The organism is Pseudomonas sp. GW458-11-26-14-LB4 (assembly GCF_059423925.1).
This window is the reverse complement of sequence record NZ_JBWKYU010000006.1, coordinates 15,346-38,702: the sequence shown is the minus strand read 5'-3', so window position 1 is coordinate 38,702 and position 23,357 is coordinate 15,346. Positions and strand designations below refer to the sequence as shown.

At 61.8% G+C, this 23,357-nt stretch carries 14 protein-coding genes; 5 read left to right on the top strand and 9 right to left on the bottom strand.

Features of this window, described 5'->3' with window-relative positions:
- Window positions 1–141: 141 nt before the first annotated feature.
- The 3 genes from AC07XZ_RS09730 to cbiE are packed head-to-tail and all read right to left on the bottom strand — an operon-like array spanning window position 142 to window position 3,159.
- On the bottom strand, window positions 142–861 hold the full coding sequence (locus AC07XZ_RS09730) for a cobalt-precorrin-6A reductase (RefSeq protein WP_102688355.1): 720 nt from the start codon (window positions 859–861) through the stop codon (window positions 142–144).
- The gene (locus AC07XZ_RS09725) at window positions 858–1,955 is read right to left on the bottom strand and encodes a cobalt-precorrin-5B (C(1))-methyltransferase (RefSeq protein ID WP_102688354.1); all 1,098 of its coding nucleotides are present in this window, start codon (window positions 1,953–1,955) and stop codon (window positions 858–860) included. The genes AC07XZ_RS09730 and AC07XZ_RS09725 overlap by 4 nt, the downstream gene beginning before the upstream one ends.
- Entirely contained in the window at window positions 1,948–3,159 is a 1,212-nt protein-coding gene (cbiE, locus tag AC07XZ_RS09720; RefSeq protein WP_102688353.1) for a precorrin-6y C5,15-methyltransferase (decarboxylating) subunit CbiE, read from the bottom strand. The genes AC07XZ_RS09725 and cbiE overlap by 8 nt, the downstream gene beginning before the upstream one ends.
- A gap of 144 nt (window positions 3,160–3,303) precedes the next feature.
- Between cbiE and cobG the strand changes: the two genes are divergently transcribed.
- From cobG to AC07XZ_RS09695, 5 genes are all read left to right on the top strand, one after another.
- Entirely contained in the window at window positions 3,304–4,602 is a 1,299-nt protein-coding gene (gene cobG, locus AC07XZ_RS09715; RefSeq protein WP_102688352.1) for a precorrin-3B synthase, read from the top strand.
- Window positions 4,595–5,221: a precorrin-8X methylmutase gene (locus AC07XZ_RS09710; protein ID WP_085609238.1), complete on the top strand. Its 627-nt coding sequence runs from the start codon at window positions 4,595–4,597 to the stop codon at window positions 5,219–5,221. The genes cobG and AC07XZ_RS09710 overlap by 8 nt, the downstream gene beginning before the upstream one ends.
- On the top strand, window positions 5,218–5,952 hold the full coding sequence (locus AC07XZ_RS09705; protein WP_007951035.1) for a precorrin-2 C(20)-methyltransferase: 735 nt from the start codon (window positions 5,218–5,220) through the stop codon (window positions 5,950–5,952). Before AC07XZ_RS09710 ends, AC07XZ_RS09705 begins: the two co-directional genes overlap by 4 nt.
- Window positions 5,952–7,655 carry a precorrin-3B C(17)-methyltransferase gene (gene cobJ / locus AC07XZ_RS09700; RefSeq protein WP_102688351.1) on the top strand — a complete coding sequence of 568 codons (1,704 nt, stop codon included), beginning with the start codon at window positions 5,952–5,954 and terminating at the stop codon, window positions 7,653–7,655. Before AC07XZ_RS09705 ends, cobJ begins: the two co-directional genes overlap by 1 nt.
- Window positions 7,656–7,979: 324 nt before the next feature.
- Entirely contained in the window at window positions 7,980–15,119 is a 7,140-nt protein-coding gene (locus AC07XZ_RS09695; RefSeq protein ID WP_102688350.1) for a TcdA/TcdB pore-forming domain-containing protein, read from the top strand.
- 66 nt (window positions 15,120–15,185) lie between these two features.
- Here AC07XZ_RS09695 and AC07XZ_RS09690 read toward each other — a convergent pair whose 3' ends face one another.
- The 6 genes from AC07XZ_RS09690 to dusB all read right to left on the bottom strand — a co-directional run bounded on the left by AC07XZ_RS09690 (window position 15,186) and on the right by dusB (window position 23,208).
- The gene (locus tag AC07XZ_RS09690; protein WP_007951032.1) at window positions 15,186–15,782 is read right to left on the bottom strand and encodes a MarC family protein; all 597 of its coding nucleotides are present in this window, start codon (window positions 15,780–15,782) and stop codon (window positions 15,186–15,188) included.
- Between the two features lie 63 nt (window positions 15,783–15,845).
- Window positions 15,846–18,623: a hybrid sensor histidine kinase/response regulator gene (locus AC07XZ_RS09685; protein ID WP_102688349.1), complete on the bottom strand. Its 2,778-nt coding sequence runs from the start codon at window positions 18,621–18,623 to the stop codon at window positions 15,846–15,848.
- A gap of 102 nt (window positions 18,624–18,725) precedes the next feature.
- Window positions 18,726–20,018, bottom strand: a complete 1,293-nt coding sequence (purD, locus tag AC07XZ_RS09680; protein WP_007951030.1) for a phosphoribosylamine--glycine ligase — start codon at window positions 20,016–20,018, stop codon at window positions 18,726–18,728.
- A 172-nt stretch (window positions 20,019–20,190) separates the two neighbouring features.
- Window positions 20,191–21,798 (bottom strand): bifunctional phosphoribosylaminoimidazolecarboxamide formyltransferase/IMP cyclohydrolase, encoded by a 1,608-nt coding sequence (purH, locus tag AC07XZ_RS09675; RefSeq protein WP_102688348.1) that lies wholly within the window; start codon window positions 21,796–21,798, stop codon window positions 20,191–20,193.
- Between the two features lie 82 nt (window positions 21,799–21,880).
- A complete protein-coding gene (gene fis / locus AC07XZ_RS09670; RefSeq protein WP_002555375.1) occupies window positions 21,881–22,201 on the bottom strand; it encodes a DNA-binding transcriptional regulator Fis in 321 nt (106 codons plus the stop codon).
- Window positions 22,198–23,208: a tRNA dihydrouridine synthase DusB gene (gene dusB, locus AC07XZ_RS09665; protein ID WP_011332261.1), complete on the bottom strand. Its 1,011-nt coding sequence runs from the start codon at window positions 23,206–23,208 to the stop codon at window positions 22,198–22,200. The genes fis and dusB overlap by 4 nt, the downstream gene beginning before the upstream one ends.
- Window positions 23,209–23,357 lie beyond the last annotated feature (149 nt).

Below are 23,357 nucleotides of genomic sequence, written 5' to 3'. Positions count from 1 at the left end.
GATCAGGGCCGATAAGTAAAAAAGCGTCGTGCGGTTTGGTGTCGCAGCGATCTTTCAAGAGAGTGTAGCGGCTCGAATTTGCATTGCATGGGACTTGCATCAACAACTGAAGCTATCGCGAGAGGAAAAGCTCCGTCCTGATCAAGGTTTTTCAAGAGCCGAGCTGACGTCATCAACCGTCGCAAACTCCCGATCAACCCCCGCCAACACCGGCCGCTTCAACACCAGCACCGGCACCCCAAGCTCCCGCGCCACTTCCAGTTTCGGCTCGGTTGCGGTGCTGCCGCTGTTCTTGCTGATCAGCACGTCGATCTGCCGGCGTTCGAACAGTGCCCGCTCATCTTCCAGCAGAAACGGCCCACGGGCGCCGATGACTTCGCAGCGTTCGTTGCCGGGGTAGACGTCGAGGGCGCGCAGGGTCCAGAACTGGTGCGCGGGGATTTCGTCGAGGTGTTGCAGCGGTTCGCGGCCAAGGGTGAACAGTGGGCGGCGGAAGGGTTCGAGGGCGGTGATCAGTTCGGCCCAGTCGGCTACTTCGCGCCAGTCATCGCCGGGTTGCGGTTGCCACGCGGGGCGGCGCAGGGCCCAGCAGGGGGTGCCGGTGAGTTGCGCAGCGGTGGCGGCGTTCTGGCTGATCTGTGCGGCGTAGGGGTGGGTCGCGTCGAGCAAAAGTGTGATGCCTTCGTCGCGAATGAACTGCGCCAGACCTTCGGCGCCACCGTAGCCGCCGACGCGCACCTGACACGTCAGATCGGTCGGCACCCGGCCGACCCCGGCCAGGCTGTAAATGTGTTCCGGCCCCAACGTGCGCGCGATGGCCAGCGCTTCAGTCACGCCGCCGAGCAACAAGATTCGCTTCATACAAAGGCTCCCGCATGGCCAACGATGCCGCCCTGACGATCAATCGCAAACACCTCGACCTGAACCTGCGCCGGCACCACGCTACGGGCGAACTCCAAAGCATGGCGGCAGACTTCATCGCCCAGCGCAACGCCCGCCGCACTGGCCATCGCCAATGCCTGCTGACTGGTGTTCGCCCCGCGAATGGCTTGCTGCAAATCGTCGTCGGCACCAATCGCCGCCGCCCATTCGGCCAGTTGCGGCAAGTCGATGCTCGAATGGCGCGAGTGCAGATCCATGTGCCCGGCCGCCAGTTTGCTGATCTTGCCGAAGCCGCCGCACAGGCTGAGTTTATCCACAGGCACTTTGCGCAGGTGCTTGAGCACGGCGCCGACGAAGTCGCCCATTTCGATCAGGGCGATTTCCGGCAGGTTGTAGACCCGGCGCATGGTGTCCTCGCTGGCGTTGCCGGTACAGGCGGCGATGTGCAGGTAGCCGTTGGTTTTCGCGACGTCGATGCCTTGATGGATCGAGGCAATGTATGCCGCGCAGGAAAACGGCCTGACGATGCCGCTGGTGCCGAGGATCGACAGGCCGCCGAGAATGCCCAGACGCGGGTTCATGGTTTTCAGCGCCAGGGCTTCGCCACCCTCGACATTGACCGTCACCTCGAAGCCGCCGCGATAGCCGGTTTCTTCGGCGAGCAGCGTCAGGTGATCGCTGATCATCTTGCGCGGCACTGGATTGATCGCCGGCTCGCCGACGCCCAGCACCAGCCCCGGCCGAGTGACGGTGCCGACGCCTTTGCCGGCAATGAAGCGGATTCCCGGCTCGGCCATCAGCCGCACTCTCGAATAAAGCAGGGCACCGTGAGTCACGTCCGGGTCGTCGCCCGCATCTTTGATCGTCCCGGCTTCAGCGCCGTCTTCGGTCAGCCGGCAGAACTCCAGACGCATCTGCACCTGCTTGCCCTTGGGCAACACGATCTGCACGGCGTCCGCCACCGCTCCGCCGAGCAGCAGGCGCGCCGCGGCGAGGCTGGTGGCCGTGGCGCAGCTGCCGGTGGTCAGGCCGCTGCGCAAGGGCGCGGGTTGTTCGGCGGTTTCGTCACGCATCGAGGGGTTTGACCAGATCGAGCAGGGTGATCGGCAGGGCCTGGCGCCAGGTGTCGAACTCGCCCAGCGGCTGCGCCTGGGCAATGTGGATGCGGGTCAGTTCGCCGCCGTGGCGTTCGCGCCAGCTCATCAAGGTCATTTCGCTTTGCAGGGTCACGGCGTTGGCGACCAGTCGGCCGCCGGGTTTGAGTTGTTCCCAGCAGGTGTCGAGCACGCCTTCGCGCGTCACGCCGCCGCCGATGAAAATCGCGTCCGGACATTCCAGCCCGGCGAGAGCCTGCGGGGCACTGCCGCGAATCAGTTGCAGACCGGGAACGCCCAAAGCGTCGCGGTTGTGTTCGATCAACTGTTGTCGGCCATCATCGGCCTCGATGGCCAGAGCGCGGCAGCTCGGGTGAGCGCGCATCCACTCGATGCCGATCGAGCCGCTGCCCGCGCCGACGTCCCACAGCAGTTCGCCCGGTGTCGGGGCGAGGCGGGCGAGGGTGATTGCGCGCACGTCGCGTTTGGTCAGTTGGCCGTCATGCTGGAAAGCCGAGTCAGGCAGGCCGGCGAGGCGCGACAGACGTGGTGTATCTGGATCGCCCAGGCACTCGATGGCGATCACGTTGAGGTCGGCAATGAGCGGATCATTCCAGTCGTTGGCGGTGCCGTCGATGCGGCGCTCGTCGCTGCCGCCCAGATGTTCCAGGATGCTCAGGCGACTGGCGCCGAATCCGCGCTCACGCAGTAACGCGGCAACAGCCGCCGGACTTTGTCCGTCATTGCTCAGCAACAACAGGCGCACGCCGCTGAATAGTTGTGCGTTGAGGGCCGCCAGCGGGCGAGCCACCAGAGACAGCACACTGACATCCTGCAACGGCCAGCCCAGTCGGGCCGCCGCCAGCGAGCAGGACGACGGCGCCGGCAGAACCAGCATCTCGGCCCCCGGCACCTGCCGCGCCAGGCTTGCGCCAACGCCGTAGAACATCGGATCACCGCTGGCCAGCACGCACACCGCTTCACCGCGATGCTCGAGCACCGGGGCCAGGGAAAACGGGCTCGGCCACAACTGGCGCTCGCCACGGATGCACACCGGCAACAGATCCAGCTGACGCTGACCGCCGATGATCCGCGAAGCGCCCATCAAGGCGCGCCGGGCATTCTTGCCCAGGCCCTTGAAGCCGTCTTCACCGATTCCTACTACTGTCAGCCAGGGTGACATCTGTAGCCCCTCAAAAAAGTGTCCGCAAACGCGCCGTTCCGACGGGCAGACTTTTCATGCCGTCGGACAAAGCAGGCATAATACCGCGCCTTCGCCCGCGAAGCGCCTTTCCCACAGAGCTGCCAGCCCTTGAACGAACGTCCGATGTCCAACGCCATACGCCCCTCGGCCTGTCCGGGGTTGCTGCGTATCGTCCAGGCGCTGGACGGCGGGATCTGCCGGATCAAGCTCGATGGCGGTTCTATCACGGCCGATCAGGCCGATGCGGTGGCCAATGCCGCCGAGCGGTTTGCCGGCGGGGCGATCGAGGCGACCAACCGGGGCAATCTGCAGATTCGCGGGATCGGCGAGCAGTCCGCCGCGCTGATCGAAAGCCTGCTGGCCGCCGGTCTCGGGCCGCGAACCGCAGCGGGCGACGATGTGCGCAACCTGATGCTCAGCCCCGCCGCCGGCATCGACCCGCAGATGCGCTTCGATACTCGTCCACTGGCCGGGCAGATCCTCGAAACCCTGCAAAGTCATCCGCGCTTCCACGAGCTGAGCGCCAAGTTCGCCGTGCAACTGGACGGCGGTGAAGCGCTGGCGATGCTCGAACATCCCCATGACCTGTGGTTGTCGGCATTCGAAGATCGCGGCGACACGCTGCTGGCGTTCGGCCTGGCGGGTTGTCCGACGGATCGACCGCTGGCCGCTGTGGCGCTTGCGCACGGACATGCGCTGGTGGTCGCGGTGCTGGAACTGTTCCTCGATCTGGCCCGACCGGAGCAGACGCGAATGCGCCATCTGCTGGATGAATGCCCGGCGCCGGTGTTCCTGGAAAAAATCGCTCAGCGGATCAGCCTGAAAGCCGCTGCTGATTGGCAGCGCGAAGCCGGACCGGAGGGTTTGCACCTTGGCATCCACCCTCAGCAATCGGCCGGTCAGGTCTATGTCGGTGCTGCCCCGGCGCTTGGCCGCCTTGATCCGGACATGCTGCGTGGCGCCGCACACCTGGCCAGAACCTTTGGTGACGGCAGCCTGCGTTTCACCCCTTGGCAGAGTCTGTTGCTGCCCAATGTGCAGGAAACCGATGCGGTTCAAGTGCTCGACAAATTGAGCAAGCTGAACCTGCTGACCCGCATCGAAGACCCCCTGTCACACCTGATCGCCTGCACCGGCGCCAACGGCTGCGGCAAAGGCCTGGCCGACACCAAACACGATGCCCGCCTGCTGGCTACGCTGTTGCCACACGCCGTTGATGTGCACCTGTCCGGTTGCCCGCGTTCCTGCGCCGCCGCACATCGGGCAGCGGTGACTCTGCTGGCGGTCGGCCCCGGCCACTACGATCTCTATTTTCGCGGTGCAGCCCTGCCGGGTTTCGGCGCGCTGCACGCTCACAACCTTACTATCGAAGCGGCCGCGACCCTGCTCGCCGCCCGCTCACGGAGCCCCCTTGATGCTTGATTACATCCGCGACGGTCAGGAGATCTATCGCAACTCCTTCGCGATCATTCGCAGCGAGGCCAACCTGGCTCGCATCCCGGCCGACCTGGAAAAACTCGCGGTGCGGGTGATCCACGCCTGCGGCATGGTCGAGGCCATCGACGGGTTGCAATTCTCCGAAGGCGCCGGCAAGGCCGGGCGCGATGCGCTGGCCGCTGGCGCGCCGATCCTGTGCGATGCGCGGATGGTTTCCGAGGGCGTGACCCGTGCGCGCCTGCCGGCCAACAACGAGGTGATTTGCACCTTGCGCGATGACAGCGTGCCGGAGCTGGCGCGCGAGCTGGGCAACACCCGCTCCGCTGCCGCGCTGGAACTGTGGCGTCCGCATCTGGAAGGCAGCGTGGTGGTGATCGGCAACGCGCCGACCGCGCTGTTCTATCTGCTGGAAATGCTCGACGCCGGCGCCCCGAAACCGGCGTTGATCCTCGGCTTCCCGGTGGGCTTCGTCGGCGCCGCCGAATCCAAGGCCGAACTGGCCGCCAACAGCCGTGGCGTGCCGTTCGTGATCATGCAGGGCCGCCTCGGCGGCAGCGCCATGGCCGCCGCTGCGGTCAATGCTCTCGCCACGGAGATCGAATGATGCAGGCTCAAGGACGTTTGATTGGCCTGGGCGTCGGCCCCGGTGATCCGGAACTGATTACCGTCAAGGCCTTGCGCCTGCTGCGCGAATCGCCGGTGGTGGCGTACTTCGTGGCCAAGGGCAAGAAGGGCAACGCGTTCGGCATCATCGAAGCGCACCTGCAGGACGCCCAGAATCTACTGCCGCTGGTGTACCCGGTGACCACCGAAGTGCTGCCGGCGCCGCTGTCCTACGAACAGGTGATCAGCGATTTCTACGATGACGCGGCAGAAGAAGTGGCCGCGCATCTGGACGCCGGTCGCGACGTGGCGGTGATCTGCGAAGGTGACCCGTTCTTCTACGGCTCCTACATGTACCTGCACGATCGCCTCGCCAGCCGTTACGAAGCCGAAGTGGTGCCGGGCGTCTGCTCGATGCTCGGCGGCGCTTCGGTACTGGGCGCGCCGCTGGTGTATCGCAATCAGAGCCTGTCGGTGCTGTCCGGCGTGCTGCCTCACGATGAACTCAAGCGTCGCCTGGCGGATGCCGATGCGGCGGTGATCATGAAACTGGGGCGCAACTTCCCGAAGGTGCGCGACGTGTTGGCAGAGCTGGGTCTGGCCGAGCGTGCGCTGTACGTCGAGCGCGCGACCATGGCCAACCAGAAGATCGTACCGCTGGATGAGGTCGAGCCGATGTCGTCGCCGTACTTCTCGCTGATCATTGTGCCCGGCGAACGGTGGCAAGGCTGATGACCCATTCCACACCGGCCATCGTCATTCTCGGCCAGGGCGCACTGGGCACGGCCCGTCGTCTTCAGCAGGTCTATCCGGCCGCGCAGATTCATGGACTAAAAGGGCGCGTCGAAGGCGCGGACCTGACTTACAGCGACTTCGGCGCAACCCTGCGCGAGCTGTATCAACAGGACACGCCGATCATTGCCCTGTGCGCGGCCGGCATTGTCATTCGCACCCTGGTGCCGCTGTTGCTGGAAAAAGGCGTCGAGCCAGCGGTGCTCGCCGTGGCTGAAGACGGCAGCGCCGTGGTGCCGCTGCTCGGTGGCCTCGGCGGGGTGAACGTCATGGCCCGCGAGATTGCGTCTGCGCTTGAAGTGGCAGCGGCGATTACCACCAGCGGCGAGTTGCGTTTCGGCACCTGCCTGCTCAACCCGCCCGGCGGTTATGCCCTCGGCGATCTGGAGCAGGGCAAGCGTTTTGTCTCCGACTTGCTCGCCGGCCACAGCGTACGCATCGACGGTGCTGCGCCGTGGCTTGAGCAGGCGCAACTGCCGGAAGATCCACAGGCGCAGCGCTCGATTCATGTGGGCAGCGATGCCCGCGCGGCGAACGCCAGTGAGTTGCTGATTTATCCGCGTAGCGTGGCGGTGGCGGTCGATACAGATGTGGCCGATCTACCGGATGTAATTCGCGATGCGTTACTTCAGGCCGGTGTGGCAATTCAATCGCTGGCCTGTCTGGTGGCGGCTGATACTCAGATGGCCAGTCCGGCGTTGCGTGACGCCGCGCTTGAACTGGCTGTGCCGTTGCGCTTTGTCGCGCCGGCGAGTGACATCGTTGAGCTGGTTCGCGATGCAGTCCCCGACGCTCGAATCATCACAACATCCCGCGACCTTGCCATCGCCGTGGCCGAACAGCCGCTGGATGTTTCGCAGATCGGTCGTCCGCGTGGTCGCCTTGCTGTCATTGGCCTTGGCCCGGGTGCGGCAGAGTTGATGGTGCCGGCGGTGAAAGCCGAACTGGCCCGCGCCACTGACGTGCTGGGTTACGAAACCTATGTGCGCATGGCCGGCCCGTTCCGCGACGATCAGGTGCAGCATTGCACCGACAACCGCGAAGAAATGCAGCGTGCCCGTCACGCCTTCCGGTTGGCCGCTGAGGGTCGTTCGGTGATCGTGGTTTCGTCCGGCGATCCGGGCGTGTTCGCCATGGCGGCGGCGGTGCTTGAAGCATTGCACGAGTCGACGGATCCGGCGTGGCACAGCGTCGATCTGGAAATCCTGCCGGGTGTTTCGGCGTCGCTCGCCACCGCCGCTCAGGCCGGTGCGCCGCTGGGCCATGACTTCTGCGTGATGTCGCTGTCGGACAACCTCAAACCGTGGTCGATCATCGAGAAGCGTCTGGATCTGGCCGCCGAGGCGGATCTGGCATTGGCCTTCTATAACCCGATCTCCCGTGCCCGTCCGTGGCAACTGGGGCGAGCGCTGGAAATCGTCGCGCAACACCGCACGCCGCAAACACCGGTGGTGCTGGGCCGCGATATCGGTCGGCCGGGGCAGACGCTGCGCGTCACGACACTGGGCGCGCTGACTCCGGAGCAAGTGGACATGCGCACCATGGTGCTGATCGGTTCTTCCACTACCTGCACTTTCCCTCGAGCCGAGGGCGGGGAGTGGGTTTATACGCCGCGCTGGTACGGGGAAAAACCGGCCGGCTGATATCCCCGCACTGTCGAGTGGCAATGATCGATAAAACAAACAAGGCCGCGAATTCGCCATTCGCGGCCTTGTTTTTTTATGTGCTTTTTAATGGCTTGTTTATTTCGATAGTTGGCTCGATGTTATTGAATATTTCCCTGGACATTGTTTGAAGTGTTTTGTGTGTGTTTTTGGTTTTTGTTTTGTACTAGTTTCAATTTTGTGAAGCTTGCTCAATTTTTTATATTGATGATTTTTAAGTGTTGCAAGTCTTGTTACTTGCAGTGCAGACGTGTGCCAGCCGATTGGCAGTGCACATGGTTCACCACTCAGGGAAGTATTAAAATGCAGGATGCTAATGTTGATGTTGTCGATGGCGGCTATGTGAAGTTCGTCAATCTGTTCAAGTTGTCTGATCTTGAACAGGCGCTGTTGCCCTACAAGAATACTGTTCGTCATGACGAAGTGATCCGTTACTACTTTGCTTGTGTCGGTTTGCTCGATTCGCCAAGGCTTCTGCAACCGCTCGCGCTATTCAAGCGGGCGCTTGCAGAGTTCGATGGCCTGCGGGTACGACGTGAAGTGGAACAGGCGCCTGCTCCGGGCCTGGACAGCAAGAAGACACCTGATCTTTCAGAAATCGGCGCCAGAGTCGCCGATTTTGAGTCGCGTCTGAGTTACAGCGTCGAACTGATGAAAACGCCCGCTACGCAAGTGCCGAAGATCCTGCACTTCATCTGGCTGGGTGGCGGCATCGGCGAGATTCAGCGCGACTACATCAATGTCTGGAAGCAGGTATTGGCTGGTCAGGGTTATCAGATCAACGTCTGGTATGACAGTGATGCGTTGCTGGCCTGGCAGGCCAATCGCTTGATGGTCGATGCGGCGAAGGCGGACGCCATGGAGCACGGGGGCGTCGATAGCACTTCCGATAAGGTATTGGGCGAAATGTATGTGGCCCGCGCTATTGCGTTGAAGCAACAAATGAGCGAACACATTGATGCGGCAGTTGCGAAGGGCGAATCAGCCGATGAAGCAAGGGTGCAGTTGTTGAGCCGTGCTTATGGTCAGAGTTCTCAGGACTTACGGGTGTTGAAGGCAAAGAACCGTGAAAGTATTGATGCGCTGGTCGGAGGTGACGTTCGCGTGCGCGATCTGGCGGGTTCGGAAATACCTTTGAAGTTGCGGGATATTTACCAGCGGGAAATGCGCATGCGGGGCAACCTGGCGGCGGCATCGGATATCGTAAGAGCAGAGGTCTTGTACTTTGAGGGCGGCAGTTACACCGATGTCGATAACTTGCCGCCGTTGCTGAAGGAAATTGCAGGTGTCGATATAAGCGACTTTGGTGAGGATGCTCGACTCGGTGTTTTGCAGTTGATGCTGGATCAGAATCCTGACTGGATGCCAGGTCGACAAGCGTTGCGGGGGCAATACAGAGACAAGCTGTTGCAAATACCCGAAGAGCATCGCACGGTACTGCAAGCGTTTGCCAAAAGCCGGCCGCCTTTGACCCAAGTGTTTCAGCCTCCACAGGATCTGCTTGTCCGTCCCTACGCATTGCGCGCGGTGGCAAAGGGAAACACGATCAGCAATGCCTACATGATGGCGCATGCCGGCTCGGCGGTACTTGAGTCCGTGCTCCAGCGCTTCAGGTTCAACTATGAATTGATCGATGACACCGCACGGTTGGCCACTGACAAAGGTATCAGTCTTCAAGAGCATGAAGCCATGGATACACTGGCTGGTGAAGTGCTGGAAAAGTCTTACGGGCCTTTGTTTGATTTGCCCGGAATGGAAGCCATCTTTGCGTCTTATCTGGCAAATGCCGCAGCCGGATACCACAACGAAGGTATCCGACCAAAAAATGAGGGGACCATTTATTTGACCGGACCGGTCGCGATCAAGGATGGCACCGGCGATTTCGAAAAGGCATTTTTAACGCCCGAGGGCGCGCAGGCGTCACGGCGGGAAATGGCCATCGCACCTCTGCAGACGGTCAATCAACTCACTGAAGAGGAACTGGATCACTCCTGGAAGGAAAACGAAACCGATACTCAGAAGTGGCTCGAGACTGAGCAGCAACGCTGGCGCGATGGCCAATTCAAGAGCCGCTACGCCGGGAACATCGCTGAGTTGTTGAAACAGACGACCGTCGAATTCGAACTCGGCTGGCCGCTCATCGAAGGACGTCATGTCCTGAATACCGAGCTGTTGCAGCGGATGGCTGATCACCTCGGCGAGCCGTTCACCAAGGCGATGACGAACGGTCACGACGGCACCCTTGTGTTCGCTGAAAGATTGCCGCTGAGCTTCGATGATCGTCAGGCCATCCGCAATCAGGACACTCGCCTGCGGCCACCGGCATTCCCGAAAAATCCGGTTGCCCAGAGCCTCGCACTGGATGAGCTGTTGATCGGGTTGGGCGCCGGTTCCTGGCAACTCGAACAGCTCACCCCGTTGCAGCGTTTGACCATCGGAGCATTGCTGGGCGCTGATTCACTGGACGCTCAAAGCTTTTCCGCCTTGCGCAGTACGCTGGACAATCTGATCAACAGCCTCAGTGAGCGCGGTACGGCAGGGCGCTATGCGGCGATTGAACAGCATCTCTATCAGCACCGCGCACCTGCGTTCATGGCAGGCATGTCCAGTGTGGGTGATGAATTGCCCGCGCATCCGGTCACCGCACTTGGCCTGAAAAAGAATGCCTTGGCCAACACTGCGACACTGTTTGACTGGGGGCGTCATGTGGCGCAGATCCAGCGGCTCGCCACTCAGGAACACCGCGAACAGGTTCTGGAGCGGCTGGAACAGGTGCTCAGTCAGTTCGAGGCCGGCACTGTCAAAATGGTGCCTCAGGATTTGTTGATGCACGGGCCGGGTGACACTGCGGCCGGCCGCTGTTTTCCGCTGGCGCTGGCGATGGGGGCCGCCCTCACACAGGGCGAGGGAGCGACCCGGCAATTGCGCGAGCGATTCTTTCTGGCGGTGCTTGAGCCGGAGCACCCGGACTCGAAGGCGTTTCTGGCCGCGCTGGAGGAAATGCGTGGCGTGAACGCAGCCGATGTGGGCACGGCGCTGGGGCGGGGCGATCTGGACAAGATGGTCGCGACACTCGAGGCGTCCGTGGGGCCGCGAACCCTGATGCTCAACTCGGATAACCACTCGATGCTGGTGGCTCGGACTGTACACGGGAGTACGGTCATTTATCACTTCTACGATCCGAACTTCGGCCTGTTCCAGTTCGACAGCTCCGTAACCTTCAGAATGGCCCTTGGGCAATTTTTCAAGCAGGCACAGATCGCCCGTCATTACGCCGTGTACGGCAAACCTGGCCGGCCACAGTTCGATCTGATCGATGTGCATGGGGAAAAAGTCGCCGATCTGAACCTGTCGAACGGCAGCAAGGTAAGTCAATTGCTCAGGGACGAGCCGCTGCCGGACAAACCGTTCAGGTCGGTTCGCCAGAGGATGAACAGTGCTCACGGACGAACGCTGATGGAGAACTCGCGGCTGGGCAAGGCACTGTTGTCTTCAGACAATGACTGGTGGGGCGGGGAGATTGCCGACATGACGGCGCGGTTGCAGGAGGGCCATGACTCGGTGACGCCTCTTGTGCCGTTGTTCGACTCGCTGGAAGTGACGCCCGAGGGCAGTTATCGGGTGGGCATGATCGATCCACAGACCGGCGAGTTGGTCGCCACGGTCGTCAGCCGGGATGATCGCCTGCTGCGAATCAAAAATTACCTGACTGACCTGTTTTCAATCCTCGGGCGCAAGCGTCCGGTCGGTGATGCTGTGGATCCGACCGAGGCAGCGGCAGTGCATACGCTCAATGCCGGTTTCGCGGTGCAGGCCTTGATGAATGCTTTGCGTGGTCGCGAAGGCGAAGACCGCACACTGACAACGGCGGTGCAGTGGCATGCCTACGTCAATTACGCACAACTGGTGCATGGCAATGTGGTCGATGTGGCGGGACTGATCGGTCTGGTGCAGGCCGCGCTGCGCGATGAAAAACTGATCGCCCGCACCACTGCGAAGGTGGTCGGCGAAGCGCTCGAGCCGTTGATCGGCAGATCCCTCGGCACTGTGGCCGGGCATTTGGGCAACGAAGGCGTCGGCGCGGTGTTGGGTCTGGCCAATGTCGGTTTCGATATCTATCAGTTGGCGACGGCACGTAATGATGTGGAGACAGCCACCTACGCCACCCAGCTGACCTTCGATGCCAGCAGTCTGGCCCTCACCGGCGCGGGACTTGGCGCAGCGTTTGCCGGTGCGGGTACGGCAGCAGCGGTGCTGGGAGGCGCCGGGGTGATTCTGGGTGGCCTTGCGGTCGGCGTGACTGCGCTGGCGCAGAGCTTTGCCACCATCGCTGAAGAAGCGAAGGCGGTCGGGCTGTTTTTTGCGGAACTGGAGCAGGCGCATCACGGGGACGGATTTCACTACAGCGGCGAGCAAGGTGCCTGGTTGCCACGACCGTCGCTGATCATCAATGGTCTGGACCTGAGCACCGGCAAACTGCTGCTCGACAGCACCCGTCTTTACCCGCTGCGCGATCATTTCGGCGTGCCGGAGTTCGAGGTCGATTACCCGCGAGCTATTCACCTCAGCAAAGAACTGAGCTATCCAGCCGAGATGAAGTTCTCACCGTCCGCCGAGCAGGCCATTGTCTTGCCGTGCACGCCGCTTACCTGCTATCGCTACGAGTACCAGATCCTGCCGTTCGCATCACAGCGCCACGACAAGGGTTTCGACATCGCCCGGCGTCTGGAGAAGAAAAAAGCGGACGGTCAGTGGCTGTTCCTGTTTTCGTTCTACTCGTTCCCCAGCCATTACATTGTCCATCGGATGTACCCCGATTATCGCCCGACCGAGATCCGGGTCACGCTGGATGCGCAGGCGCGCAAACTGGTTGTGCCGGTGATCCCCGAGCCTTGGCGCGAGCAGATCAGCTATCGGATTCAGGGTGGTGGAGGCACATGCACACTCGTGCTCAACCCCGGCGTCAATGTCGGACTGACGTCAGTGGGCAAACAAAAGGACCGCTGGATCATTGTCGCGCCGTGGGCCGTCGAGAAGGACATCGTGCTGGGCAGCAACGGGCAGTTCGGTATCAAAGGTTGCGAGTTCAAGGTGACGGCGGACATTGCCCCGGAGATTTCCCTGCTGATCGAAAATGGCCGGCTCTTCCGGATTGCCGGCAATAAACGGACTGAACTGGATCTTCTGGAAGAACAGGCGCCCAGAGGCCTGGACGGCCAGGTCCTGCAGGATCATCTGCAAGACCTGGCGCGAGCCCATCGATTGGCGCTGCGCTATACGCCGATCCACGACTACCTGATTCCGTTCGAGAACATCAAGGCGCCGCGTTACACCAATGGCTGGTATGACGCTGTGCAGGACCGGATCCTCTATATCCGCAACGACGAGGTGTTCGACGATGAAGGGCTGTTGTCGGTGGTGGCCGGCGATTCGGCATTTTTCCATGATCCGATTGGCTACGAAATCTGTCAGGTCGATGCCGGCACCGGCCTGCTCAGTCATCGCTTTCGTTTGATGTTTCGACGCACCGGCGTCAGCACGATTCTTAGCGTCGAAGCCGATGGGCAGGGTGTCGTCCATGTGGTGCAGGAATACGCGTATGAGGACGGTACGCGTGAGCGCCTCAACTACCTGATTCATGAAGGTGAACTGTGGCTGAGCTCGGTTACCCGTGGACTTGAGCCGGGTTTCCAGATGTTGCTCGATGACGGCACGCCGTTGCCTGCCTGGACATCGGTACTGGGTGATTGGGTATCGCTCAAACCGGTCGATGCAGACAAAGGCTACGCCACGGTCGACTGGCAGTTCGCTGCTTACGTTTCGGTCTGCTGGAAGATCGAAGACAACGCTCGGGACATGGCCTGGGTCCGTACTCGTGACAACCTGATCGTGCGCCCGGTACCGCGCCGCCACCATGCCCGCGCCTGGCCCGACTCGATCCAGAACCTGAACGAGCTGATGCTGCTGACGCCCAGTGATGACGGCGACGTGTTTGTCATCTACGACCGGCAGTTCCAGAGCCTGTGCCGGGTGCAGCGCACCGTGACGCTGGAACAGATTCAGTGGTCGCACCGCTGGGTGCAGCCCGAGCGCCTGAAGCAGGTGACGGCTGAACACAATGGCTATCAGGCCCGCACCGGGGACGGATTGTCATTCGAAATCGGCGCTGACGGTGAAGTGCGTTTTGCGGGTCTGACCGAGTCCTGGCTCAAGGGGCGCAAACAATGGTGGCTGGCGCTCGACGCCATCGCCCGACAATATGCAGTGGAGCAGTTCCCGATTGTCGGCATTGCCAATACTGCCGGGGATGCGCGCTTGCACGCCTGGTACGTGGACAACCGCTTGTTGTTGTGTGACGCGCAACCAACACAGCTCCGGTTGCTGGGCATGACACCGGACAATCAATCGGCGTGGCTGTTCGAGCCCGAAAGTGGCGAGGTCTGGCGCCAGACGTTTATCGATCCGCATCAACTGCAGGCGGCATTCGGAGACGGCTCGCAGTTGTTGCAAAGCCGGATGCTGCCAAAACCAGAGCGGCAGTGGACGGCGTGGCGCTTTGCCGATGTACGGGTCGACGGTGCCGGTCTCTTGGGCACGACGCGCGAAGGCGTGGTGCTGCAACTGGAGCATCAGGAACCACCGCAGATCATTGGCGTGCAACACGATTGGCTGGCGGCCCATGGCGAGCATCTGATCAGAGACTTGCAAGCCTTGCTGGCGAACGCAGCGCATCGTCCATTCATCTCTATCGCTTCTCAGGAGGCCAGTGTGCAGTGGTATATCGCTGACAGTGCACGGCTGATCCAGATTCCCGCTGTCGACCTGCCGGAGGATTACGAGCTGCTTGGAACCCGAAAGTACGCTGAAGTCTTGTTGCATGAATCGCGCGAGCGGGTCGTTCAGGGTTATCCGAGCATGCGCCAGATCAAGCCGCTGGATTACGTCCAGCGCACGGGTGACGTGCTGGTGCTCGAGGGACGGGTGGATGTCTACGATCTTCTGCCGGTGATCCCGGACGATGTGCGCACGCTGGTTCTGCGGGTAGGGCGCGGTTGGATGAAGTGGCATCTGTCCGAGGCGCTGATGCGCAAGCTCGATTCGTTGGTGGTTGATTGCCGTTATCCGCTGGTGGGGTTTCCCGCGGTCATGAGTCGCTTGATCCTGACCATGGCTGATCCACACAAGCTCGAAGTGGGGATGGTCGACGATCACCTGGTGGTGATCGATCCCGACAGTGAGCACTGTGTGCTGATACGCAATGCGGATGCATCAGATCCCTCGCTGCGGGGCGATGCCATGCTTGAGGTCAAGGGCCTGCGTCCGTGCCAGGTGTCGACGCTGGTGCGCTGGCTGAAGGCGCGCAAGGAGGGCGCCGAGGGCGTGACGCTGAAAGCGCTGATCGATCAGGCGGATGCGAAGAAAACCGTCGAGTCTGCGGGTTGACGGTGCGCGGGCGCTGACGAAAAAAGACCGCCGACGTTGCCGTCGGCGGTCTTTTCGTTTCAGGGTTCAAGGCACCAGATAGCCTTTGACCCCGGTGAAGATGATCTGCGCCGCCAGTGCGCACACGAACAGCCCCATCAGGCGGCTGACGATCTGCAAACCCTGATCGCCGAGAATGCGTTCGATGCGGTTCGACAGGTACAGCACCACGCCAACCGTGAAACTGGCGAGGGCGATGCTCATGATCGCGAACAGCTTGTCGTCCCAGTGCGGCTGGCTGACGCCCATCACCAGCAACGCACCGATGGTGCCGGGGCCGACGGTCAGTGGAATGGTCAGCGGAACGATCGTCACGTCCTGCTGCACGTTGTCGGTCTGCACGGCCGACTTGCCCTGCGCCATGCCCAGAGCGGAAATGAACAGCACGCTGCCGGCGCCGATGCGGAAGGCGTCCACCGTGATGCCGAACACATCGAAAATCACCCGCCCGAACAGGTAGAGCAACACGCTCGAAACCAGGGTGGCGACCGCCACTTTCCAGGCCAGACGGCGTTGCTCCTTGCGCGAGTAACCGCGGGTCAGGCTGATGAAGCAGGACAACACGAAGAACGGGCTGTAGAGCACCAGCATCTTCAGGTAAACACTGAATAACACGTGGAGCATGGCGCGGGCTCGCTGGCGGGGAAAGTCGGGGGGAGTCTAACAGGCGCTATCGTGTCTGTCGGCTCACGACGGTTGTGTCGTCGCACGGTTCTGCTGATCACGCTGGGCCACCCAGTGCTCGATCAGCTCACGCAGTTGCGACAGCTCCACCGGTTTGGCCATGTGCCCGTCCATCCCGGCCTGGCGCGCACGCTCCTTGTGTTCGGCGAGGATGTGCGCGGTCAGCGCCACGATCGGCGTGCGGATGCGCTGATTGCCGACTTCCCAGGCCCGCAGTTGCTGGGTGGCGGAGAACCCGTCGAGGATCGGCATTTCGCAGTCCATCAGCACCAGGTCGTAGCGTTGGGCTTTCATCGCTTGCAAGGCTTCCTCGCCGTTGCTGGCGGTGTCTGGCTGCAGGTTGAGTTTACCGAGCATGCCCCGGATCACCTTGGTCGAAATGGTGTTGTCTTCGGCCACCAGGATGCGGAAGTCACTCGGTACCTTGACCGGTGCTGCGGGGCTCGCAACCTGTGGCTGGAACACCACCTGGCCACGATTGCGCTGGTTCAGTTCGTCAGCCAGCGTGGTCTTGAGGGTGTAGCCGGCCACCGGTTTGGCCAGGATGCGCTTGATCCCCGAGTTGCGCGCGATGATCTTGCTCGGCGCATTGCTGATGCCGGTGAGCATGATCAGCAGGATGTCGTGGTTCAGACTCGGGTCTTCCTTGATCTTGGCGGCCAGTTGCATGCCGGTCATGCCGGGCATGTTCTGGTCGAGCAGGACCACGTCGAAGTAATCACGCAAATGCGCCTTGGTGCGTAGCAGGGCCAGCGCTTCCTTGCCCGACGGCACGGCGCTGACGTTCAGGCCCCAGGCGCTGCATTGTTGCACCAGCACCTTGCGGCAGGTGTCGTTGTCGTCGACCACCAGCACGCGTGCGCCTTGCAGCGGGCTGTCGAGGTCCGAGGTCGGATGTTCCAGGCGATCAGGGTCCAGCGGCAGGGTCAGCCACAGCGTGCTGCCCTGGCTGGCGCCGCTCTTGATGCCGAACTCGCCCTGCATCAGACGGATCAATTGGCGGGCGATCACCAGCCCGAGGTTGCCGCCCAGACGGTTGGCCGACAGGAAGTGCTTGCTGTGCAACTCGGCGTGCATCAGCGCGTCGCGTTCTTCCTGATCCATCGGCTGGCCGCTGTCCTGCACGGCAATGCGCAGACGTGGACCGGTACTGCGTTCGTCGAGGGCGACGACTACCAGCACTTCACCTTCTTCGGTTTTCTTCAGGGCGTTTTCCAGCAGGCTCAGCAACGTCTGGCGCAGGCGCGTCGGATCACCACTGATGACCCGTGGCACTTGCGGCTGGATAAAGCTGATCAGCTCGACGTTCTGCTGTTCGGCCTTGGCGCGGTAGATGCTCAGGCAATCGTCGATCAGCGCGTTGAGGTCGAACTGTACATCGTCCAGTTCGATCTGCCCGGACTCGAGCCGCGAGATGTCGAGGATCTCGTTGATCAACGTCAGCAACTCGTTGCCGGCGCTGTGGATGGTTTGCACATAGTCGCGTTGCTTGACCGACAGCGGCGTGCCGAGCAGCAGTTCGGTCATGCCCAGTACGCCGTTCATCGGCGTGCGGATTTCGTGGCTGATCTTGGCCAGGAATTCGGCCTTGGCATTGATCTCGGCGTTGCTCGCCGCAAGGTCGCGGCTGATGCTGAAACGGCTTTCGGTGATGCTGCGCTGACGCTCGCCGAGGGCGATGCTCATCAGCAGGCCACTGATGCAGATGAAACCCATCAGGGTCATGATCAGGCCTTGCGGCGCGACCAGGGTCAGCCCCAGCAAGGCCGGGAGGATGATCAGCGTGCCGATGTTGAACACCACCATCGCGGCGACGAACAAGCGGGCAGGGCGGTAGCCTTTCTGCCAGTGATAGAACGCCACCAGCAACATGCTCAGCCCGGCCAGGGCCACCAGCGCGTAGGTAATGATGTTCAGCGGCAGGGTGTTGACGAACAACAGCAGCAGGCTGCAGATCACGATGAACAGGATGTCGCCGATCAGCAGCTTGTTCAGCGGATGCGGGCCGAGCGGCGCGAAGAAGCGGTAGGCGAACATCAGGCCCGCCGGAGCGGTCAGCAGCAGGGCCAGATAGGCGCCGGGGGTCTGGATCGCATGCCAGTTCGGCAGCCACGGACCGGCGAGGTTGAGCAACAGCAACAGGCTCAGGCTCAACAGGCCTTCACACACTGCGAGCCACAGGCTGCTGCGCGAGCGGGTGTAGGCGTAGCGGATCAGGTTATGCAGGATCAGCATCGCCAGACAGCCGAACAGCAGGCCGTAGATCAGCGTCTGGTTGTGATTGGCCGCAGCCATCACCGCCGATTGCAAGGTGATGTAAGGGCGCAACTGGTGATCGGAAACCAGTCGCAGGTAGACGTCGAGGGGTTTGTCGCTCTGCGGCAACGGCAGCATGAAGTCGCTGCTGGGCAGCGGCCGCTCCACCTGGGGCTGGGTGGTGCCGGTGTCGCGTTGCTCGATCAGGCGATCGCCGTCGAGGACATACAGATTGAGGTGCGACAGGTCGGGGGCGAAGATCCGCAGCACTTGTTCGTGCTTGCCGGGCGCCAGCCTGAAGCGCAGCCACAGGGCGCCATCGGGTTCGGCCGCGGTCAGGCGGTCAAGTTCGATAGGGCTGAATTGATTGGTGTAGCGGGCGGAGCGGATGTCGCTCAGCTGGAGGTTGCCCTGATCGTCAAGCAATACCGACCAGCCACTGCCTTGCGCGGCTTGGGCCGGGAGCATGCAGAGCAAGGTCAACAGCGTGACGGTGAAGCCTATGGCAATCCTGAGCCAGCGCACGGCGAAATCCCTTCGTAGGTTGATGCCAGAATATAACGATGCGCAGCGTCGGAACAGTCCGGCAAGGGCGATGAGCCCCTGCCGGAAACACAGCGTAGCTTATTACTGTGACTCACCGCGTTCACGGGCAATGGCGCGGTAGCCAATGTCGGTGCGGTAGAAGCAGCCTTCCCAGTCGATGGCCTTGGCCAGTTTGTAGGCCTGCTCCTGGGCGGCGCCGACGCTGGCGCCCATGGCGGTGGCGCACAGCACCCGACCACCGGCCGTCACGACGTTGCCGTCCTTGAGCGCAGTACCGGCGTGGAAGACCTTGCCTTCCAGTGCGGCGGCTGCGTCCAGACCGTTGATCGGCGCGCCCTTGGCGTAGTCGCCCGGGTAGCCGCCAGCGGCCAGCACGATGCCGACGCTCGGACGTGGATCCCACTGTGCTTCAACCTTGTCCAGCGCTTGAGCCAGAGCAGCTTCGACCAGCAGCACCAGGCTCGATTGCAGACGCAGCATCACCGGTTGGGTTTCCGGGTCGCCGAAACGGCAGTTGAACTCGATGACCTTCGGATTGCCGGCCTTGTCGATCATCAGACCGGCGTACAGGAAACCGGTGTAGACGTTGCCTTCGTCGGCCATGCCGCGCACGGTCGGCCAGATCACCTGGTCCATCACGCGCTGGTGCACGTCGGCGGTGACCACCGGAGCAGGGGAGTAAGCACCCATGCCGCCGGTGTTCGGGCCGCTGTCGCCGTCGCCGACGCGTTTGTGGTCCTGGCTGGTGGCCATCGGCAGAACGTTCTTGCCATCGACCATGACGATGAAGCTGGCTTCTTCGCCGTCGAGGAATTCTTCGATGACAACGCGCGAACCGGCGTCGCCGAAGGAATTGCCGGCGAGCATGTCGCGCACGGCATCTTCGGCTTCGGCCAGGGTCATGGCGACGATCACGCCTTTACCGGCGGCCAGGCCGTCGGCCTTGATCACGATCGGTGCGCCTTTTTCACGCAGATAAGCCAGGGCCGGCTCGATCTCGGTGAAGTTCTGGTAATCGGCCGTCGGGATCTTGTGGCGCGCCAGGAAATCCTTGGTGAAGGCTTTCGAGCCTTCCAGCTGCGCGGCACCAGCGGTCGGGCCGAAGCAGTCCAGGCCACGGGAGCGGAAGAGGTCGACGACGCCGGCCACCAATGGCACTTCCGGACCGACGATGGTCAGGGAAACGTTTTTCTCGGCGAAGTCAGCGAGCTGCTCGAGGGCCAGCACGTCGATGGCGACGTTCTCGCACTTGGCTTCAATCGCGGTGCCGGCGTTGCCCGGTGCCACGAAAACTTTCTGCACACGCGGATCCTGAGCCACTTTCCAGGCCAGTGCGTGTTCGCGGCCACCGCTGCCAATGATCAAAACGTTCAAAGAGAGACTCCTTCGGAGAAAGCTGCAAGCTACAAGCTGCAAGCAAGAGCGAGTGTGTGACTCTCGATTACAGCTTATGGCTCTGAATTAATGAGGCTGCAACTGCAAGAAGGAGCGATACCTGACTGCTCTTTCTTGCAGCTTGCAGCTTGAGGCTTGTAGCTGCCGTGTATCAGTGACGGAAATGACGCATTCCCGTGAACACCATCGCGATGCCGGCTTCATCAGCAGCAGCAATCACTTCAGCATCACGCATCGAGCCACCTGGCTGGATCACGGCAGTGATACCGACCTTGGCCGCATTGTCCAGACCGTCGCGGAACGGGAAGAACGCGTCCGACGCCATTACCGAACCCGCCACTTGCAGACCGGCGTGCTCAGCCTTGATCGCCGCGATACGCGCGGAGTTCACGCGGCTCATCTGGCCGGCGCCGACACCGATGGTCTGGCGGTTTTTGGCGTAGACGATGGCGTTGGATTTGACGAACTTGGCCACTTTCCAGGCGAAGATCAGGTCGTGGACTTCCTGTTCGGTCGGCGCGCGCTTGGTCACCACTTTCAGATCGTCGGCGCCGATCATGCCGATGTCGCGGCTCTGTACCAGCAGGCCGCCGTTGACGCGCTTGTAGTCCCAGGCCGGAACGCGATCCGCCGACCACTCGCCGCAGGCCAGCAGGCGTACGTTGGCTTTGGCAGCAACGATGGCGCGGGCTTCTTCGCTGACGCTTGGTGCGATGATCACTTCAACGAACTGACGCTCGACGATCGCCTTGGCGGTCTCGGCATCCAGTTCACGGTTGAAGGCGATGATGCCGCCGAACGCCGATTCGGTGTCAGTGGCGTAGGCCAGTTCGTAGGCCTGACGGATGCCGCCTTCGGCGTCCGGGCTCACGGCCACGCCGCACGGGTTGGCGTGCTTGACGATCACGCAGGCCGGTTTGACGAAGCTCTTCACGCATTCCAGCGCGGCGTCGGTGTCGGCCACGTTGTTGTACGACAGTTCCTTGCCTTGCAGCTGGGTGGCGGTGGCGATGCCGACTTCGGCAGGCTTGGCTTCAACATAGAACGCCGCGCTCTGGTGCGGGTTCTCGCCGTAGCGCATTTCCTGGGCCTTGATGAACTGGCTGTTGAAGGTGCGCGGGAATTCGCTGCGACCTTCGGTGCTCAGGGTGTCAGCAGCCTGGTTCACGGTGCCCATGTAGTTGGCGATCATGCCGTCGTAGGCGGCGGTGTGTTCGAACGCCTTGAGCATCAGGTCGAAACGCTGAGCGTAGGTCAGGCCGCCGGCCTTGAGGTTTTCCAGGACGTTGGCGTAATCGCTGGCATTCACCACGATGGCCACGTCTTTGTGGTTTTTCGCCGCCGAACGGACCATGGTCGGGCCGCCGATGTCGATGTTCTCGATGGCGGTCGGCAGGTCACAGCCTGGCTTGCTGATGGTGGCTTCGAACGGGTACAGGTTGACGGCTACCAGATCGATCGGCTTGATGCCGTGCTCGTTCATGATTGCGTCGTCGATACCGCGACGACCGAGGATCCCGCCGTGGATTTTCGGGTGCAGGGTTTTCACCCGACCGTCCATCATCTCTGCGAAACCGGTGTAATCCGCGACTTCCACTGCGGCCACGCCGTTGTCCTGCAGCAGTTTGAAGGTCCCGCCGGTGGAAAGGATTTCCACGCCCAGGGCTTCCAGCTCCCTGGCGAATTCGAGGATCCCGGTCTTGTCGGAAACACTGATCAAGGCGCGGCGGATCGGCAGGCGGGTAGTCTGGTCGGTCATCTCAATTTCCATCAAAAGCAAGGGAAGTCAGCAAAAAAGGCGACCGGTTTTACGCGGGCGCCTTTCTGGTTTGATTGAATGCTTACAGCAGATCGTACTGTTTGAGTTTCTTGCGCAGCGTGCCGCGGTTCAGTCCGAGCAGCTCGCTGGCCTTGGTCTGGTTGCCCTTGACGTAGTTCATCACGCTTTCGAGCAGGGGAGCCTCGACTTCGGAGAGCACCAGGTTGTACACGTCCGTGACGGACGCGCCCTCAAGGTGGGCGAAATAATTGTGCAGCGCCTTCTCGACACTCCCGCGAAGGGTCTGGCCTTCTTCGCTCGGGGTATTGAGGTGCTGTTTCAAATTCACGTTGTCGCTCACGGGTGTTGTTCCACTCACTAAAGTCTCGGTCATCATCGTCATGCGGCCACCCCTTCTCCGTCCCCTGTCAGGCTCTTGTAACGTTCGGCGAAGAACTCCCGAACGTTGGCGCATTGTGTTTCCGTACCATCCAAACGATTGAAGTGGGCGCGAAATTCCCTGGCGCCCGGCAAGGTTGCGAGATACCAGCCCACATGCTTGCGGGCAATTCGCACGCCCATCACGTCCCCATAGAAGGCGTGGAGGGCGGCCAGATGCTCAAGCAGAATGCGTTCCACCTCGATCAGCTCCGGCGCCGGCAGTTTTTCGCCGGTACGCAGGAAGTGTTCGATCTCGCGAAAAATCCATGGCCGCCCCTGGGCGGCCCGGCCGATCAACAGGCCATCGGCACCGGTCGCGTCGAGCACGTAGCGGGCCTTTTCCGGCGATACGATGTCGCCGTTGGCAAAGACCGGAATCGACACCGCCTGCTTGATCGCGGCAATGGTGTCGTACTCGGCTTCGCCGGTGTACAGGTCGGCGCGGGTGCGGCCATGCACCGCCAGCGCCGTGATCCCGGCCTGCTCGGCGATCTTCGCCACGGTCAGGCCGTTCTTGTTGTCGCGATCCCATCCGGTGCGGATCTTCAAGGTCACCGGCACATCAACTGCCGCCACGACGGCGTTCAGGATCTCGGTAACCAGTGCCTCATCCTTCAACAACGCGGAGCCGGCGGCCTTGTTGCAGACCTTCTTCGCCGGGCAACCCATGTTGATATCAATAATCTGTGCGCCCAGTTCGACGTTGGCCCGGGCCGCATCCGCCAGCATCTGCGCATCGCCACCGGCGATCTGCACCGAGCGTGGCTCGGGATCGCCTTCGTGGATCATGCGCATGCGCGACTTGCGGGTGTTCCACAGGCTCATGTCACTGGTGACCATTTCCGAGACTACAAGCCCTGCGCCCAAACGCTTGCACAGCTGACGAAAGGGCTGGTCGGTGACGCCCGCCATCGGGGCGAGGATCAAGCCGTTCTGCAATGTATATGGGCCGATGCGTACCGCCGACATAGGACTTCCCTGAAGTGGGGCCGGATCATGAGAGTTTGAAAAAGGGTTGGCATGATACCCGCTCTCGATGACTGGATAAAGGCTGAATTGAACAAAATCTGAACAGTTATTCTGTTATTACCGGCGGTTTGGTCGCGCGCTGCGCAGTC

Bases quoted from the DNA above. Each gene is read 5' to 3' on its own strand.
- cobG (WP_102688352.1), top strand. From the start codon at position 3,304: ATGTCCAACGCCATACGCCCCTCGGCCTGTCCGGGGTTGCTGCGTATC.
- AC07XZ_RS09725 (WP_102688354.1), bottom strand. From the start codon at position 1,955: ATGCGTGACGAAACCGCCGAACAACCCGCGCCCTTGCGCAGCGGCCTG.
- purH (WP_102688348.1), bottom strand. From the start codon at position 21,798: ATGACCGACCAGACTACCCGCCTGCCGATCCGCCGCGCCTTGATCAGT.
- AC07XZ_RS09710 (WP_085609238.1), top strand. From the start codon at position 4,595: ATGCTTGATTACATCCGCGACGGTCAGGAGATCTATCGCAACTCCTTC.
- AC07XZ_RS09705 (WP_007951035.1), top strand. From the start codon at position 5,218: ATGATGCAGGCTCAAGGACGTTTGATTGGCCTGGGCGTCGGCCCCGGT.
- AC07XZ_RS09730 (WP_102688355.1), bottom strand. From the start codon at position 861: ATGAAGCGAATCTTGTTGCTCGGCGGCGTGACTGAAGCGCTGGCCATC.
- cbiE (WP_102688353.1), bottom strand. From the start codon at position 3,159: ATGTCACCCTGGCTGACAGTAGTAGGAATCGGTGAAGACGGCTTCAAG.
- cobJ (WP_102688351.1), top strand. From the start codon at position 5,952: ATGACCCATTCCACACCGGCCATCGTCATTCTCGGCCAGGGCGCACTG.
- AC07XZ_RS09690 (WP_007951032.1), bottom strand. From the start codon at position 15,782: ATGCTCCACGTGTTATTCAGTGTTTACCTGAAGATGCTGGTGCTCTAC.
- AC07XZ_RS09695 (WP_102688350.1), top strand. From the start codon at position 7,980: ATGCAGGATGCTAATGTTGATGTTGTCGATGGCGGCTATGTGAAGTTC.
- dusB (WP_011332261.1), bottom strand. From the start codon at position 23,208: ATGTCGGCGGTACGCATCGGCCCATATACATTGCAGAACGGCTTGATC.
- fis (WP_002555375.1), bottom strand. From the start codon at position 22,201: ATGACGATGATGACCGAGACTTTAGTGAGTGGAACAACACCCGTGAGC.